Here is a 14,158-nt window from a genome sequence, read left to right as displayed (position 1 = left end):
AAAGATAGCAACAAGGAAATGAGGGCTAGGAAATGTCGATGCAGCTTTTTATTTTATTTATACTCGCGATTAACTGCTGGACGTTTACGCTCATGTATCTCGACAAGCAGAGCGCACGCCGCCAGCAAAGGCGCATCCCAGAGAAACGGCTGTTTACTTTGAGCGCTGTTGGAGGCGCTATTGGCGCCTATGCCGGAATGCGGGCATGGCGCCACAAGACGAAGCATCGCTCCTTCGTTATTGGCATACCGCTGCTTGTCATGTTGAATTTGCTTCTATTTGCAGCGGTATTCCACTATGTGTTCGACATCTCGATTTTCAAATAGCGCCGTTTCACCTTGATTGGAAATAAGAAGTTGATTCCCGCTATTCTCCTATGGTATATTGACAGTTCGTTTTCCCACTATATTCTTAGGAGGTAACTGGCTGATATGACGGTTCAAAGTGCCTATCAAGAAGAGCAAGAGCGTTTAGCGCGCTCGCTTGAAGAAATACAATCACAGCTAAGCGCGATAGGCCCGCGCTACACAGGCGATGATTTTACGGAGCAAATGCTCGATTTGCAACGAGAGGAACGGAAGCGGGGACTGGAAATTGCTTTCCGCGAGCCGTATTTTGGACGAATTGATTTTCAGGAGCTGCCGGGTGACGCTAAGCAGGAGCTTTATATTGGCAAGGCAGGCGTAGCTAGAGAGGGCGGCAAGGAGCTAATCGTTATTGACTGGCGTGCGCCAATTGCCAGCTTGTTTTATTCTTTTACAGGCGGTGACGCGGCGGTTACCTATGATTCTCCTGATGGCGAAATCGAAGGGATCGTCTATTTAAAGCGCAATTTAATGGTTCGCCAGGGCAAGCTTGTAAGAATGGTAGACAGCTTCACCCGTGGGCAGGAAGAAGAATCGGTCACCGACGAGTTTTTGCTCTATCGACTAGGTGAAAATAAAGACAATCGGCTCAGGGATATCGTCTCGACGATCCAGCAGGAGCAGGATGCGATCATTCGTTCAGGACGGAGCAAGGCGCTGTTTATCCAGGGCGTGGCGGGAAGCGGCAAGACGACGGTAGCGCTGCACCGGCTCGCTTTTTTGCTCTATCAATATGCCGATCGGATGCGGGCGGAGCGTATGGTTATTTTTGCGCCTAACCGCATGTTTCTCGAATATATTTCCGGCGTGCTGCCGGAGCTGGGCGTGGGCGATATTCAGCAAACGACGTTTGCCGACTGGGCGCTGGATCTATTGGAGCTTGAAGTGCGAATGGATGATAAAACCGATACACTAGAATATTGGTTTGAGCATTATCGCAGCGCAGAGGAAATTGCGGAGGCGCCGGGGCGCTTGAAAGGCTCGCTTGATTTTAAGCAGGCAATTGACGAGCGGCTGGAGCAGCTTGAACAAAGCATCGTGCCTTTGCAGCCATTTGAGCCTGTAGACAAGCTGGTGCTTATGCCGGAGCAAATGCTTGAATGGTATCGCACCGATTATGGCGAGGAGCCGCTGATGCGCAAGCGCGAGCGATTCGTCAGCCGTATTCGCAGATGGCTGGAATCCGAGCTGAAAATGCGCGGCATTCATGATAAAAAAGTACGCGCCAAGGCGTTAACCCGCTTAAATGCATTAGCGAAAAAAATTCCGGCCTACACCGCGCCGAAGCTATATGCGTCTTTCTTCCAAGGCAAGCAGGCGATCAGCCTGGTGCCAAAAGCAATAGCGGCAGCAACGGCTGCCCGCCTGAAAGCGGGAACGATTGCGCCGGAGGATTTGGCGCCGCTCGCCTATATTCATTTGCGCCTGTTTGGGCTGCAAACAGCGCCTTATGACCATATCGTCATTGACGAGGCGCAGGATTATTCGCCGTTCCAGCTGGAAGCGCTGCGTCTTTGCCAGCAAACGCCGTCCTTGACCGTGCTGGGCGACTTGCAGCAGGGCATCCACGCCTATGCAGGCATTCATAGCTGGCAGGAGCTTACGGCGCTGTATGACGAAGAACAGACCGGATTTTTTGAACTGAACCGCAGCTATCGTTCCACGATGGAAATTATCGCATTCGCCAATCGGATTCTTGGTGCAATGGGGGCTGGCGTCAAGGCAGCAGTACCTGTATTCCGGAGCGGAGATGCCGTGGAGCTTGCGCCTGCACAGCCAAGCGAATGGATGGACATGCTGGAGCAAACGGTTCGAGAATGGCAAGCAGACGGCAGCTATCAGACGATCGCAGTAATTGGAAGAACGACGGAGGAATGTGCCGTTATCCATGCGGCTTTGAATGCTGCGGGGGTGAAAGCTTCGCTCGTAGAACGAGGACAGCCCGAATACAGCGGCGGCTTGTCCGTCGTGCCGGCTTATTTGTCCAAAGGGCTGGAATTCGATGCGGTTCTCATTGCCGATGCCGGGGCGCTCGCTTATACCGATCAGGACGCCAAGCTGCTATATGTTGGTTGTACGAGAGCGCTTCATAAGCTAAAATTAGTTTATCAAGGCTCGTTTACCTCGTTAGTAGCGGATGCTGCGGAGGGCGTGCAAGAATTATGACAGTATTAAGGCATTTTGCCGCAAATTCTTGACTTTAGCAGGCCTTGTAACTAAAATTGCTACAAGATGTATATACCTGTATTTTTTGAGGAGGATTTGAGCGGTAGTGACGAAAACAAAGAAAAAAGGTTCAAGCAGCAATCAGCAGCAAAGGCAGCAGCCGAAGAAAAATTCGAGCAGCTCGCTTATTTTTCTGACGATCGGTATTTTGGCGGTTATCGTCGTCATCGTACTCGGCATTAACAACCAGAACAAGCCGTTTGAATTTGACTATGCGGCAATGCCTGTGCAGGGCAGTGTAGATGCACCGGTCAAAATCGTTGAGTTTGGCGATTACAAGTGCCCGGTTTGCCGTGATTTTTCGCAACAAATCAAACCTCAGCTGGAGAAGGATTACATTGAAACAGGCAAAGCCTCCTTCTATTTTGCAAACTATTCGTTCATCGGCAAAGATTCCGTGACAGCTGCACTCGCGGCGGAAGCGGTCTATCAGCAAAATAATGACGCCTTCTGGACTTATAACCAAGCGATTTATGATAATCAACAGAATGAAACTATCGAATGGGCAACGCCGGAACATTTGGTGCAGCTTGCAAAGGATGCCAAGCTTCCTATCGATTTTGATTTGCTGAAGAGCGACATCGAGAACAAAACCTATCAAAAGCAGGTAGACCGCGATAATTCGCTCGTTCGTCCGCTGAATATCGGAGGAACGCCTACCGTCTTTATTAACGGCAAGGCGGTTTCAAGTCTCGATTACGCAACCCTCAAATCAACTATCGAGGCAGCTCTAAAATAAGGGGCCTTGATTAAAAAGGAGCCCGGTCAAAAATGACAACGCCACCCTATGAATCGTGGTTGAAACGTTACGCTTTATATTTCGCCTGGATTATTACGTTAGTCGCAACGGGCGGAAGCTTGTATTTTAGTGAAATTAAAGGGTTTCTGCCTTGCGATTTATGCTGGTATCAGCGTATATTCATGTATCCGCAGGTCATTATTTTAGGTATTGCGACATATCGCGGGGACCGGAGTATCATTAAATACTTACTGCCGATTAATATAATCGGGCTTGCGATTTCCATTTTCCATAACTTCGAGATTTGGTTTCCGAAGGTGGGCGAGCTGGTGCCTTGCCGCTCTGGCATCCCGTGCAATTTTGATTATTTGAACTGGTTTGGCTTTCTGACGATTCCGATGATGTCCATGATCGCATTTGTGCTTATTATCGTGTTTCTGCTGTTGGCTCGCCAAAGCCATGATCAAGAAGCCAACGAAAACTAACTGTATTCCCAAGCAAAGCTCCGAGGCGGACAACGCCATACGGAGCTTTGCTTTTTGCATATTCGGGATGCAGCATAAGTGACAACGCCGTGAACAAACGTCGGACCGATTGTCTAATCTCCTAGCAATCAGCTAGCGAATGAAGGCAAAATGGGGTATCTTAAAAGAAGCGATGTCAAAGCATAAAGAGAGTAGGGAACACCATGATCGAAGTGGAGCAGCAGCTATATAGAGAAGCAGAGCAGTTCATCTTTACCTGTTATGCAGAGCTTGGCAAAAGTGAAGCGGAGGTTGTGCTTCGGCTTGCTGAAATCCGGTCCGAAGTAGAGCGTACAGGTATTTATGAGCATACATATGAAGAGCTCCAGCATGGGGCGAAAATGGCGTGGCGCAACAGCAATCGCTGTATTGGCCGTCTTTTTTGGCATACAATGGAGGTGTTTGACGCCCGTTCGCTGCAGCAGGAAGACGATATTGCAGACGCGATATTTTCGCATATTCGCTATGCGACGAATGGCGGCAAAGTCCGGCCGGCGATTACGATTTTTGCAGCGAAGCAGGAGAAGAACCAAATCCGGCTGTGGAACCATCAGCTTGTTCGTTATGCGGGCTATGAGGACGGAACTGGCGGTGTCATTGGCGATCCTGCCTCTCTGTCATTTACGAAGGCTTGCGAGGCATTGGGCTGGAAAGGTGCGGGAACCAGATTCGATGTGCTGCCGCTTGTTATTCAGAAGCAGGGAAAACAACCGAAGCTGTACGAGCTTCCGGAAGGGCTGGCGCTGGAAATTCCACTGTCGCATCCGGAGCTGGAGTCGTTTGCGGAGCTGGGCCTGCGTTGGTATGCGGTACCTTTCATTGCAGATATGCAGCTGGAAATCGGCGGCATCTCTTACACAGCAGCGCCATTTAATGGCTGGTATATGGGAACGGAAATCGGGGCGCGCAATTTGGCAGATACGGACCGTTACAATCAGTTGCCTGCCGTCGCGAGATTAATGGGATTAGATATGACGACGAATACGTCCCTTTGGAAAGATCGTGCACTGGTAGAGCTGAATGCGGCCGTCATTCATTCGTTCAAGAAGCATGGCGCGAGCATCGTGGACCATCATACGGCGGCCGAACAGTTTACGCGCTTTGAGAAGCAGGAGAAGGAACAGGGACGTGCGGTTACAGGCCGCTGGTCATGGCTTATACCGCCAATGTCCCCGGCAACGACAGCAGTATGGCATCGGAGCTATGACGATACGGAATTAAAGCCGGCTTATTTATATCAGGAAAAGGCTTATACAAGCGGAGGGTCATAAACGTGGATTTTATAATGGAGTATTTATCCTTTTTCGTCATTGTTACTGAGGGAGAGGACAGCAGCTCCTCCAAACGGTACAAGCATTATCAGACGCTGGAGGAAGAGGATTATGAAGATAGCGAGATTAAGCGATTTTTGGATGGGGAGTTTGCCCGCATCGTTAAGCGCAAAGTAGAACGCAACCCGAATTCGGAAAATGCGCCGACAAAAATCGGCCGCTTCATGGTCGAGCCTGGCTATGAGTTGGGCAGCAATCAGAACTATAATTTGTTCCAGCGGCTGCGTGATGCGGACAACAAGGAGCGTTATATTGGCATTGCTGACGAGCTGGTGCATATTTATATGGATACGAGCGCGGTGCGCGGCGGTGCTTTTATAATTGCAAGAGCGAAGCTGAATACTTTTTTTGATGAGCCCTTTTTATTCCTTCTAAAATGTGACTTTGAGCCGAAAATCGCCCGCATCTCCGATGAGCGCAATTTGATTTCGCAAGTGGAAATGGCGATTAGCGCCCGCAGCATCAAGTCGATTCAATATCCGCATATGCCCGAGGAGGGAATATTGGAGCATTGGGAGCTGAAAATTCATCAGGCGTCGCATGCCCGCTATTTTGAGGATTTTCTCAAGTACGTATCCTATGAGAAGCCGCTTCCGGAAGTGATGAGCGACCAGCTTCTGGACATGGTACAGCAGTATATGGATGACAAGTGGGAGGGCGTGACGGAGAGCACTGAACGCCACGAGGAAGAAAATGCGATTGAGGTATGGGCCCACAGCGAGAAACGCGATATTCATGAATACTGGTCACAGGAGCAGGTGACATTGGCATCGGCAGCGCTTGTGGAGCAAAAGCCGGATTTGCCGTTTACGTTCAAGCTGGACAGCGTAACGGTTAAAGGCTTGCTGGCCGAATTCGGTACAGCGCTGCATTTTGCCAAGCATAATGGCCGGTATGTTGTCGTCATTGAAGGGGATTCGTTCCAGTTTGATAAAGGGATGTCGCCAATCGAGCTGCTTCAGCCGCCGGATCTGACCGAGCTGCTGCCGGAGATCGGGACGCATAAGCAAGAGAGCAGCGCCATTGAGGATTTGCAGCGTTATGCGGATGATCTAGCGAATGATCCGAATTATGAAGGCGAATAACAATTGCAGCTGTATTGGCAAGCTATATGGAATTAGCAATAAGGAATAAGAAGGAGGAGCAACGATGGAAAAGCTGCTGTTTATTGAAATCGGCATGGGCTGCGACCTGCATGGTCAAGACGTTACGAAAGCGGCGGTACGGGCTGTGCAAAATGCGATTCATCACAATTCGATGCCGGGCCTGCTTGAAATTTTGCCTGGCGGAACGCTGGATGCGATGAAGGTCAGAGTGCGCCTTGCTGTTCCTTGCGACAAGGAGCTGCTGGATATCGAGCAAGTGAAAGCGGTGCTTCCTTATGGAACGGTAACTGTGGAGCTTGTGGACGGCGGCATGCTGACGACAAGCGGCATTGTGCTGCCGGACAAGGCGGACCGCAACGATTTGATTTACATTGTCAATGCATCCGTTGAGGTAGGCTATTAGTCCGAAATTAGTCCATGCTTCTTATAAAATGCCCGCAGGCAGCTGTAGCTTTACAGCCCGCCTTGCGGGCTTTTTTCATTTCAGCCGGGCCATTTGTAATGATTTTCGCCGTTCATGGAAACAATAGGGCATAGTCCAAAATGGCAGAGGAGATTCGGCATGATTTGGAAGCTGACGGTATTCGTAATTTTGCTTATTTTTACCGCTTTTTTTGTGGCGACTGAATTCGCTGTCATCCGTTTGCGGGCAAGCCGCGTGCATCAAATGGTCGCGGAAGGCGCGAAAAATGCGGCTGCGGTAGACAAGGTCATTAACAATTTGGATGGCTATTTGTCGGCCTGCCAGCTAGGGATTACGATAACAGCGCTCGGACTTGGCTGGCTCGGCGAGCCGACGATTCATGAGGTGCTGCATCCGCTGCTGCATCATTGGGGCGTCGTGGGCGATTTTGCCGATGTGCTGTCTTTTGTCGTTTCCTTTAGTCTTGTGACCTACCTGCACGTCGTGCTTGGAGAGCTTGCGCCGAAGACGCTGGCCATTATTAAGTCTGAGCAAATTAGCCAGTTCACAGCGCCGCTCATCATTTGGTTTTACCGGCTGTTTTTTCCGTTCATCTGGCTGTTGAATGGTTCGGCAAATGGGCTGGTGCGATTAGTCGGCTTTAAGCCGGCTAATGAGCATGAAGCGCATTCCGAAGAGGAAATCCGGCATATTATGTCCGAAAGCTACGAAAGCGGCAAAATCAATAAAAGCGAGCTCAGCTATGTGAACCGGATTTTTGAATTCGACGAGCGGCTGGCGAGAGAAATTATGGTGCCGCGTACCGACATGGTGTGCTTGTATAGCGATAAGCCGCATGAGGAAAATGTTGCGACGATCAAACGCGAGCAATATACGCGTTTTCCAGTGGCGCAAGGGAGCAAGGATAATATTATCGGCGTCATTAATACGAAGCAGTTTTTTATGCATTATGTAGATCAGAAGACGACCGAGGTAAGCTCGCTCATGCAGCCCGTCATGTTTATGCCGGAGGTTATGCCGATTAAAAAGCTGCTGCGAACGATGCAAACGGAACGGGTGCATATGTCGATTTTGCTCGATGAATATGGCGGGACATCAGGGCTGATAACGATTGAAGATATTATCGAAGAGATCGTAGGCGAAATTCGCGATGAATTTGATGCGGATGAAGTGAAGGAAATCGACCAGCTAGGGGAGGGGAGGTTTATGGTAAATGGCAATGCGCTCATTAGCGAGGTGAATACAGCGACGGGAAGCCATTTAGAAAGTGAAGAGGTGGATTCCATTGGCGGCTGGCTGTTTAACCGAATGCCCGACCTCCCTGTAGGGGAGGCGTGGACGTATGCGGAGCTGACATTCATCATTCGCGAGAAAGAGACGCATCGCATTCGCAAAATCGAAATTATCGTCTCCAGTTCGCTATGAGAACCAGCCCGTAACGATGTTATACAAGCTTTCCAGACGCGAGAGCAGCTTGTTCATTTTTCGCCCGTGCTGCATAAGGTTAATGGCCCAGTCCCAATCCACGAGAAAATGAATGACGGTCACGGCAATGATCATGAAGACGATAGCGAACGTAACGATAAAGGCGGCTTGCAGCCGAAAATAAAGCAGCAGCCGCTGCGCCAGCTTGAGCATCGCATTTTCATCCGAATGGCCAGCAAGCTTGCCTACCTGTTTCCCTAGCAGGAACAAGACGACGGCGATGCTGATTTCCAGCAGCCCGGCAATCGTGCCGAGGCCAAATTGCAGCAGGCTGGCGATCGTTTGAAACAAGCCGAACAGCATCGTGAGAGCGGCCGTCATTTTTATCCAAAACGCGAGCTTTTTCCATGTGCCGCTTAATTGAGCGGTAATATCCGGCTGCATAATCACTTCGCTCTTGGTGAGCGCGAGCGGGTCGCCTTCTCTTTTATGGAGTGGGCTATTTGGCATGTTTTCTTGTTGATTCAATAGTGCAGGCTCCCTTCTTGGCATACGTTGAAAATATCACACGACTAATACGGAAGGCCCTTATAACTAGTTGCAAAAACCAAGCTTCCGTTGTCGAAAATCTGGGACTTGCTGAGCAAGACTTGGCGGAAGTCATGTGTTACAATAATAGAGTTTATTTGAGATTAGAAATTAGAGATTAGGATGCAGGAGGCAGGAGAATGGTGGATTTATTAAATGCGATTCTGATGGGAATCGTGGAAGGTTTGACGGAGTTTCTACCTGTATCATCGACAGGGCATCTCATTTTACTCGCGGATTTGCTTAACTTTACAGGAGACCGTGCGAAAACCTTTGAGGTCGTCATTCAATTTGGAGCGGTGCTGGCCGTGCTGGTGCTTTATCGCAAAAGGTTCTTGAAGCTATTGAACTTCAACTTCTCCAAATCATCCGGGATGAACGCGCTGCATATTGCGCTTGCTATGCTTCCGGCAGGTCTAATCGGTGTCGTATTTCATGGATTTATTAAAGAATATTTGTTTAGTACAACTACGGTATTGGTTGGTCTCGTCGCAGGCGGTATTCTGATGATCTTCGCTGACCGGATTAAGCGGAAAGTAACGGCTGAAGAGCTGGATGACCTGTCGTACAAGCAGGCTCTTGCGATTGGCTGCTTCCAGGTATTGGCGCTATGGCCGGGCTTCTCGCGTTCCGGTTCGACGATATCGGGGGGTATGTTTTTCGGGGCGAGCCAGAAGGCTGCTGCAGAATTTACATTTATCGTATCGGTGCCGATGATGGCGGGAGCAAGCGGAATAGACCTGATTAAAAGCCGTGAATTTCTGACGATGGCGGATATGCCGTTGTTTTTGATTGGTTTTATTACCGCGTTTATCGTAGCACTTATTGCTGTCGTTACTTTTATTAATTTAATCAAAAAGCTGCGTTTATCTTGGTTCGCCTACTACCGCTTTGCGCTTGCCATCGTGTTTGCTTTTATTATTTTGTAGCCGGTGCCGGGACAAAGCAGCAGCTTAAATCATTAGGAGACTTTCTTCGCCCTTGGAGGCTGAAGGGAGTCTTTTTTTATGGTTTCGCGGCAAGCGTCAGCGTAAAGCAGAAGGATCGCTAGAACGCCCGCTAGAACGCCCGCCTAGCTCCTCCAAGCTGGCGCACGTACTAATGGGGGGCGGCGCCATGCCAGAACAGTTCTACCAGCTCGCGCGCCGTTTGCTTGAGTGAAGCTTCATCATTGACAACTTTTTTACGGTTGCGGATGCTCAGCATAGCGGTATAGGCGTGGGCAAGCAGCAGCGGGTTGCCTGAAACCAGCTCTTTTTTATCCATAGCCTCTTGAAAAATACCAGCGAGCAGCTCATGGAGCCGGGCTTCTCCGGCACGGATGGTTAACGTTTGCTCCTCTGTGAGGCCTGGAGCCGCTTCGCGCATCATCGTTTCAAAGTCGACATGGGCGTTCGCCATATGCCGTTCAGCCACAATAAGCAGTCGGTCCTTAAGCTCTCCGGAACCGGTAATGATTTTACGCGTTTGCTGGTAAGCAATATTTAAGACGAATAAAATCGCCTCGGTAAAAAGCACCGCTTTATTATTGAAATAGTAGTAGACGCTCGCCTTGGTAACGCCGGATGCTTTGGCAACGCCGTCGAGCGATACTTTCTCGAAGCCAAGCTCCATAAATTGATACGATGCCGTAAATAAAATTTTCTCCATCGTTTGAGCGGTGCTGCTGCCTTTTGGACGGCCAGGTTTGCGCTTTTCTTGTTCATCTACCATGTCGTGACCCTCCATGTTCATGTAATTGTAATAAAAGCAGTTGATTAATTAACCTTCGAGTATATATAATTAATTTAGTCTACAAAATCTATTTTAAACCAAATGACTGAAGATGTGAAACGGAGGATGGGAGTAATGCTAGAGAAATTAGGCAGTGCGGTTGCGGGCCGCCGTACACGCTGGATTACCGTTATCGTATGGATCGTGCTTGCAGGGGCTTTAACCATGTGGCTTCCTGCTGTTGGTGGGCAAGAGAAAAATAATGCGCCCAATCTGGAAACAGACAGCCCGTCCGTGCTTGCAGATCAATTAATAAAGGATAAATTCCCGAATGGGGCTGGTGTGCCGGCCCTGCTTGTATGGCATAGGGATGCCGGGCTTACGGAAGAGGATTATGCGCTCATTCAGAAAACGTCGCAGCTCCTCAGCGAGCAGCCGCTGCCAGAACAAGGAGAATTGCTGCCCCTGCATCAAATGCCGGCTCCTGCGCTCTCAAAGCTGGCATCGGAAGACGGAGGCACGCTTGTTCAACCGATTACCTTTGCAGAAAATACGGATACGGAAATTTTGCGCAGCAATTTGGAGAAAATGCAAGAGCTTGTTAAAGAAGCGGCAGGCGGCACGAGCCCGTTTGACGCGGCAACAACGGGTGTTGATGCGCTGAGTGCGAGAATCAGCGGGCCCGTGGGCATTCAGGTCGACGCATCAGCCTTGTTTAAAGGAGCGGATGTATCGCTGCTTATTGCTACGGTGCTGATTGTACTTATTCTACTATTGCTTATTTATCGTTCGCCGATTTTGGCGGTCGTTCCGATTGTAGGCGTAGGGTTCGCATATTTGGTTACGAGTCCTATTCTCGGCTGGCTTGCATCAGAGGGCTGGATTACAGTAGATGCCCAAGCCATTTCGATCATGACGGTGCTGTTGTTTGGTGCAGGCACAGACTACTGCCTGTTCTTTATTTCACATTTCCGCCAAGAGCTGGAGCGGGAAGACAATAAGATGACGGCGCTCAAAATCGCCTTCCGTGATGCATCAGGAGCGATTGCAATGAGCGGCTTCACGGTCGTTCTGTCCTTGCTGGCGCTGCTTGCCGCCAAATATGGTGCTTACCAGCGCTTTGCTATTCCATTCAGCTTGTCTATTTTCATTATGGGCATTGCCAGCCTGACACTTGTGCCTGCGCTATTGTCCATTATGGGAAGGGCTTCATTTTTCCCGTTCATTCCCCGCACCGAAGGTATGCAGCAGCAGCGGGCAGAGAAGCGCAGCAAGCCGTTTCGCCCGCGCCGCCAAGGCAGCAAGCTGGGCACAGCAGTAGGAAGCCTGGTCGTGGCGAAGCCTTGGACCGTTGTTATCGCGAGCGTTATTTTTCTCGGTGCGCTGGCTGGTTTTGCTCCACAGGTTAAGTTTACGTATGATTTATTGTCGTCCTTCCCGAAAGATATGCCTTCGCGTGAAGGCTTTGATACGATTTCAACAGCTTTCACACCAGGCCAATTGGCTCCAATAACCGTGGCGGCTCAAACCGAGGGCAAGCCGGTAGAGCTAGTCGCCAGCCTTTCGGATATGGATCTCGTTGATTCCGTATCGGAGCCGGTTCAAAGTGAAGAGGACCCCAATTTGCAATCCGTTCAGGTAACGCTAAACATTAATCCTTACTCGCAGGAGGCCATGGATCTGGTTCCGCTTCTTCGCGGAGCAGCAGAGGAAGCGCTGGATAAAGCAGGCGTGGAGAGCGCGGCGGCCAAAGTATGGGTAGGCGGACAGACGGCAACGCAGCATGATTCGCAGCTGTTGACCGACCGGGACAATAAAGTCATTATCCCGCTCGTCATTGGGATGATTTTAGTGCTGCTCATCGTATATTTGCGCTCCATCGTTGCAGCCCTTTATTTAATTGCCACCGTATTATTGTCATTTGGCTCTGCTTTAGGCCTCGGCTGGATTATTTTGCATTATGGTATGGGCGCAGAAGCGATTCAAGGAGCGATTCCGCTGTATGCCTTCGTGTTCCTCATTGCTCTTGGCGAGGACTATAACATTTTTATGATTTCGAGCATTTGGAAGAAAAAAGCGAAAATGCCGCTCAAGCAAGCCATTCGCGAAGGTGTAGCAGAGACTGGCGGCGTCATTACGTCCGCAGGGTTGATCCTTGCTGCTACGTTCGCGGTTCTAGCGACGCTCCCTATTCAGGTATTGGTGCAGTTCGGCGTAATTACAGCGATTGGCGTGCTGATGGATACGTTCATTGTAAGACCATTCCTCGTGCCAGCCATTACAACGCTGCTTGGCAAAAAAGCTTTCTGGCCGGCTAGGACTGAGCTAGTGGAAGCTGAAAAAAGCAAGCCTGGCAAGCAAAAACAAATCGTTTAAGTCGCTGCATCTGTTGCAGCAGCAAAGCGCCTTACCGTCTGGTCGAAAAGATCAGGCAGTGAGGCGCTTTTTTCTAAATATAGGGAAGTATAGCGTTGCGCGAAACGATAGCTTTGCCGCCAAAGGACGGCATCAGCCGTTTACGCTAGCTCTTTTTTGCATAAGCATTAACAGTTGTGAAAATTCTACTGGCCAAGCTTCCGTTCTGGGCGCACAGGAATAAAATATAGGGAAACGAAAGCGCAAAGGGGGTTCGCCAAATGCAAAAGAAGTTCCTTAGTCTAACTTTCTTGATGGTATTGTTTATTGGAATAAGCCTCTGGAGTTCTGCACTGCTATCGGTATCCGCCGCTGATGTCTGTACACCTGCACATACCGAGCAGCAGACGAATGCGACTACTACACCAGCATCCGACTCCAACTGTAACGAGCATGCTGGCCACGGTGCTTCTGATCCGGCTGCAACCGCTGCGGGAGATCAGCTCAATGATGAGCAGGTGGGGTGGCTGCTTACAGGTGCCATTGCTTTATTTCTAATCATCGTTGTCATATGGCGCCGGCAAGTATTCAAGTCAAAGCGCTAGCTGCCAAAAGAAGTGGCGCAGCTTACCTGACAGGGCTGCATCGTCATGCCGCAGACGAATGTAATAGCCAGCGTGCGATTCAGCCATCTGCGGCTTATGCTTTATTTTTCTGCTAAATTGCTAATTGTAATATAAAATGAAATAGATTTTTTTTTGATACATATTATAATGTCGTTTTGAATTAGTAGGGTATTATATCATTCGAAAGGGCAAAACCATGGAAAACAACCAGTTGTAACAGTTGTGATTTGAGATTTAGTTGGTCATTGATTAGAAATATAGATTGGTCACAGCTTAGCCAGTCCCGATGTGGCTTAAAGCCTTGGTACATCGGGATATTTTTATAACCAACTAAATCACGATCTTTTTTAGTATATGCTCAAGTTCTTGTCATTTGGCGTTGGCTGCATCGACGACAGCATGCAACCGATTGCCGAATGCTTCACATCGCCTCGTTGAGACACTAATTTGCCTGACTATCCCGACTCCGATGTCCTCTCGTTCGTTCGCCAAAAATATTCAAAGAGACCCTCCAATATATCACTTTTAGATATTACGGCATTTTTCAAAAGCGGCTTTACAAAAACGTGAAAAATCCGTAAGTATTGATACTGCGCGAAATTGGCTCATTTTTTCATTATTCTTTCATTATTCTTTTATTAGCCTTCGTTATAATCAAATGTAGTTGCCATCCAGTTGCAGAAACCTATCTCTATCCCGCTCTTCCGACAATTTTCTGCTCTTCGTCATCTCATTT

Annotated in this window: 13 protein-coding genes; 11 read left to right on the top strand and 2 right to left on the bottom strand. The window is 49.2% G+C overall.

What is annotated here, in order from left to right; translation table 11 throughout:
- Positions 1 to 32 precede the first annotated feature (32 nt).
- The 8 genes from BBD42_RS26430 (at position 33) to BBD42_RS26395 (ending at position 8,140) form a co-directional block, all read left to right on the top strand.
- Complete coding sequence (locus tag BBD42_RS26430) at positions 33 to 326, top strand: DUF1294 domain-containing protein (RefSeq protein WP_237163242.1); 294 nt, start codon at positions 33 to 35, stop codon at positions 324 to 326.
- Positions 327 to 431: 105 nt separating this feature from the next.
- Positions 432 to 2,531: a HelD family protein gene (locus BBD42_RS26425; protein WP_099520606.1), complete on the top strand. Its 2,100-nt coding sequence runs from the start codon at positions 432 to 434 to the stop codon at positions 2,529 to 2,531.
- A 106-nt stretch (positions 2,532 to 2,637) separates the two neighbouring features.
- Positions 2,638 to 3,330, top strand: a complete 693-nt coding sequence (locus BBD42_RS26420; RefSeq protein WP_099520605.1) for a DsbA family protein — start codon at positions 2,638 to 2,640, stop codon at positions 3,328 to 3,330.
- A gap of 32 nt (positions 3,331 to 3,362) precedes the next feature.
- Positions 3,363 to 3,815 carry a disulfide oxidoreductase gene (locus BBD42_RS26415; RefSeq protein WP_099520604.1) on the top strand — a complete coding sequence of 151 codons (453 nt, stop codon included), beginning with the start codon at positions 3,363 to 3,365 and terminating at the stop codon, positions 3,813 to 3,815.
- Positions 3,816 to 4,021: 206 nt separating this feature from the next.
- Positions 4,022 to 5,125 carry a nitric oxide synthase oxygenase gene (locus tag BBD42_RS26410; RefSeq protein ID WP_099521822.1) on the top strand — a complete coding sequence of 368 codons (1,104 nt, stop codon included), beginning with the start codon at positions 4,022 to 4,024 and terminating at the stop codon, positions 5,123 to 5,125.
- A gap of 2 nt (positions 5,126 to 5,127) precedes the next feature.
- The gene (locus BBD42_RS26405) at positions 5,128 to 6,270 is read left to right on the top strand and encodes a DUF3900 domain-containing protein (protein ID WP_237163241.1); all 1,143 of its coding nucleotides are present in this window, start codon (positions 5,128 to 5,130) and stop codon (positions 6,268 to 6,270) included.
- Between the two features lie 64 nt (positions 6,271 to 6,334).
- The gene (locus BBD42_RS26400; protein WP_056039034.1) at positions 6,335 to 6,694 is read left to right on the top strand and encodes a Lin0512 family protein; all 360 of its coding nucleotides are present in this window, start codon (positions 6,335 to 6,337) and stop codon (positions 6,692 to 6,694) included.
- A gap of 159 nt (positions 6,695 to 6,853) precedes the next feature.
- Entirely contained in the window at positions 6,854 to 8,140 is a 1,287-nt protein-coding gene (locus BBD42_RS26395; protein WP_099520603.1) for a hemolysin family protein, read from the top strand.
- Here BBD42_RS26395 and BBD42_RS26390 read toward each other — a convergent pair.
- Positions 8,135 to 8,668, bottom strand: coding sequence for a hypothetical protein (locus BBD42_RS26390; RefSeq protein ID WP_099520602.1), 534 nt, complete (start codon positions 8,666 to 8,668; stop codon positions 8,135 to 8,137). The two genes, BBD42_RS26395 and BBD42_RS26390, sit on opposite strands and share 6 nt — an antisense overlap.
- 200 nt (positions 8,669 to 8,868) lie before the next feature.
- Between BBD42_RS26390 and BBD42_RS26385 the strand changes: the two genes are divergently transcribed.
- Positions 8,869 to 9,657 carry an undecaprenyl-diphosphate phosphatase gene (locus BBD42_RS26385; protein WP_099520601.1) on the top strand — a complete coding sequence of 263 codons (789 nt, stop codon included), beginning with the start codon at positions 8,869 to 8,871 and terminating at the stop codon, positions 9,655 to 9,657.
- A 169-nt stretch (positions 9,658 to 9,826) separates the two neighbouring features.
- Here the strand turns inward: BBD42_RS26385 and BBD42_RS26380 are convergent, their stop codons facing one another.
- Positions 9,827 to 10,441: a TetR/AcrR family transcriptional regulator gene (locus BBD42_RS26380; RefSeq protein ID WP_172455642.1), complete on the bottom strand. Its 615-nt coding sequence runs from the start codon at positions 10,439 to 10,441 to the stop codon at positions 9,827 to 9,829.
- Between the two features lie 135 nt (positions 10,442 to 10,576).
- On the opposite strand from BBD42_RS26380, the gene BBD42_RS26375 reads away from it, so the two are divergent.
- A complete protein-coding gene (locus BBD42_RS26375) occupies positions 10,577 to 12,817 on the top strand; it encodes an MMPL family transporter (RefSeq protein ID WP_481855902.1) in 2,241 nt (746 codons plus the stop codon).
- Positions 12,818 to 13,077: 260 nt separating this feature from the next.
- Entirely contained in the window at positions 13,078 to 13,401 is a 324-nt protein-coding gene (locus BBD42_RS26370; protein WP_099520598.1) for a hypothetical protein, read from the top strand.
- Positions 13,402 to 14,158: the final 757 nt, after the last annotated feature.

The organism is Paenibacillus sp. BIHB 4019 (assembly GCF_002741035.1).
GTDB lineage: Bacteria > Bacillota > Bacilli > Paenibacillales > Paenibacillaceae > Pristimantibacillus.
The sequence above is the reverse complement of the archived record's forward strand: the minus strand, read 5'-3'. Positions and strand labels throughout refer to the sequence as shown.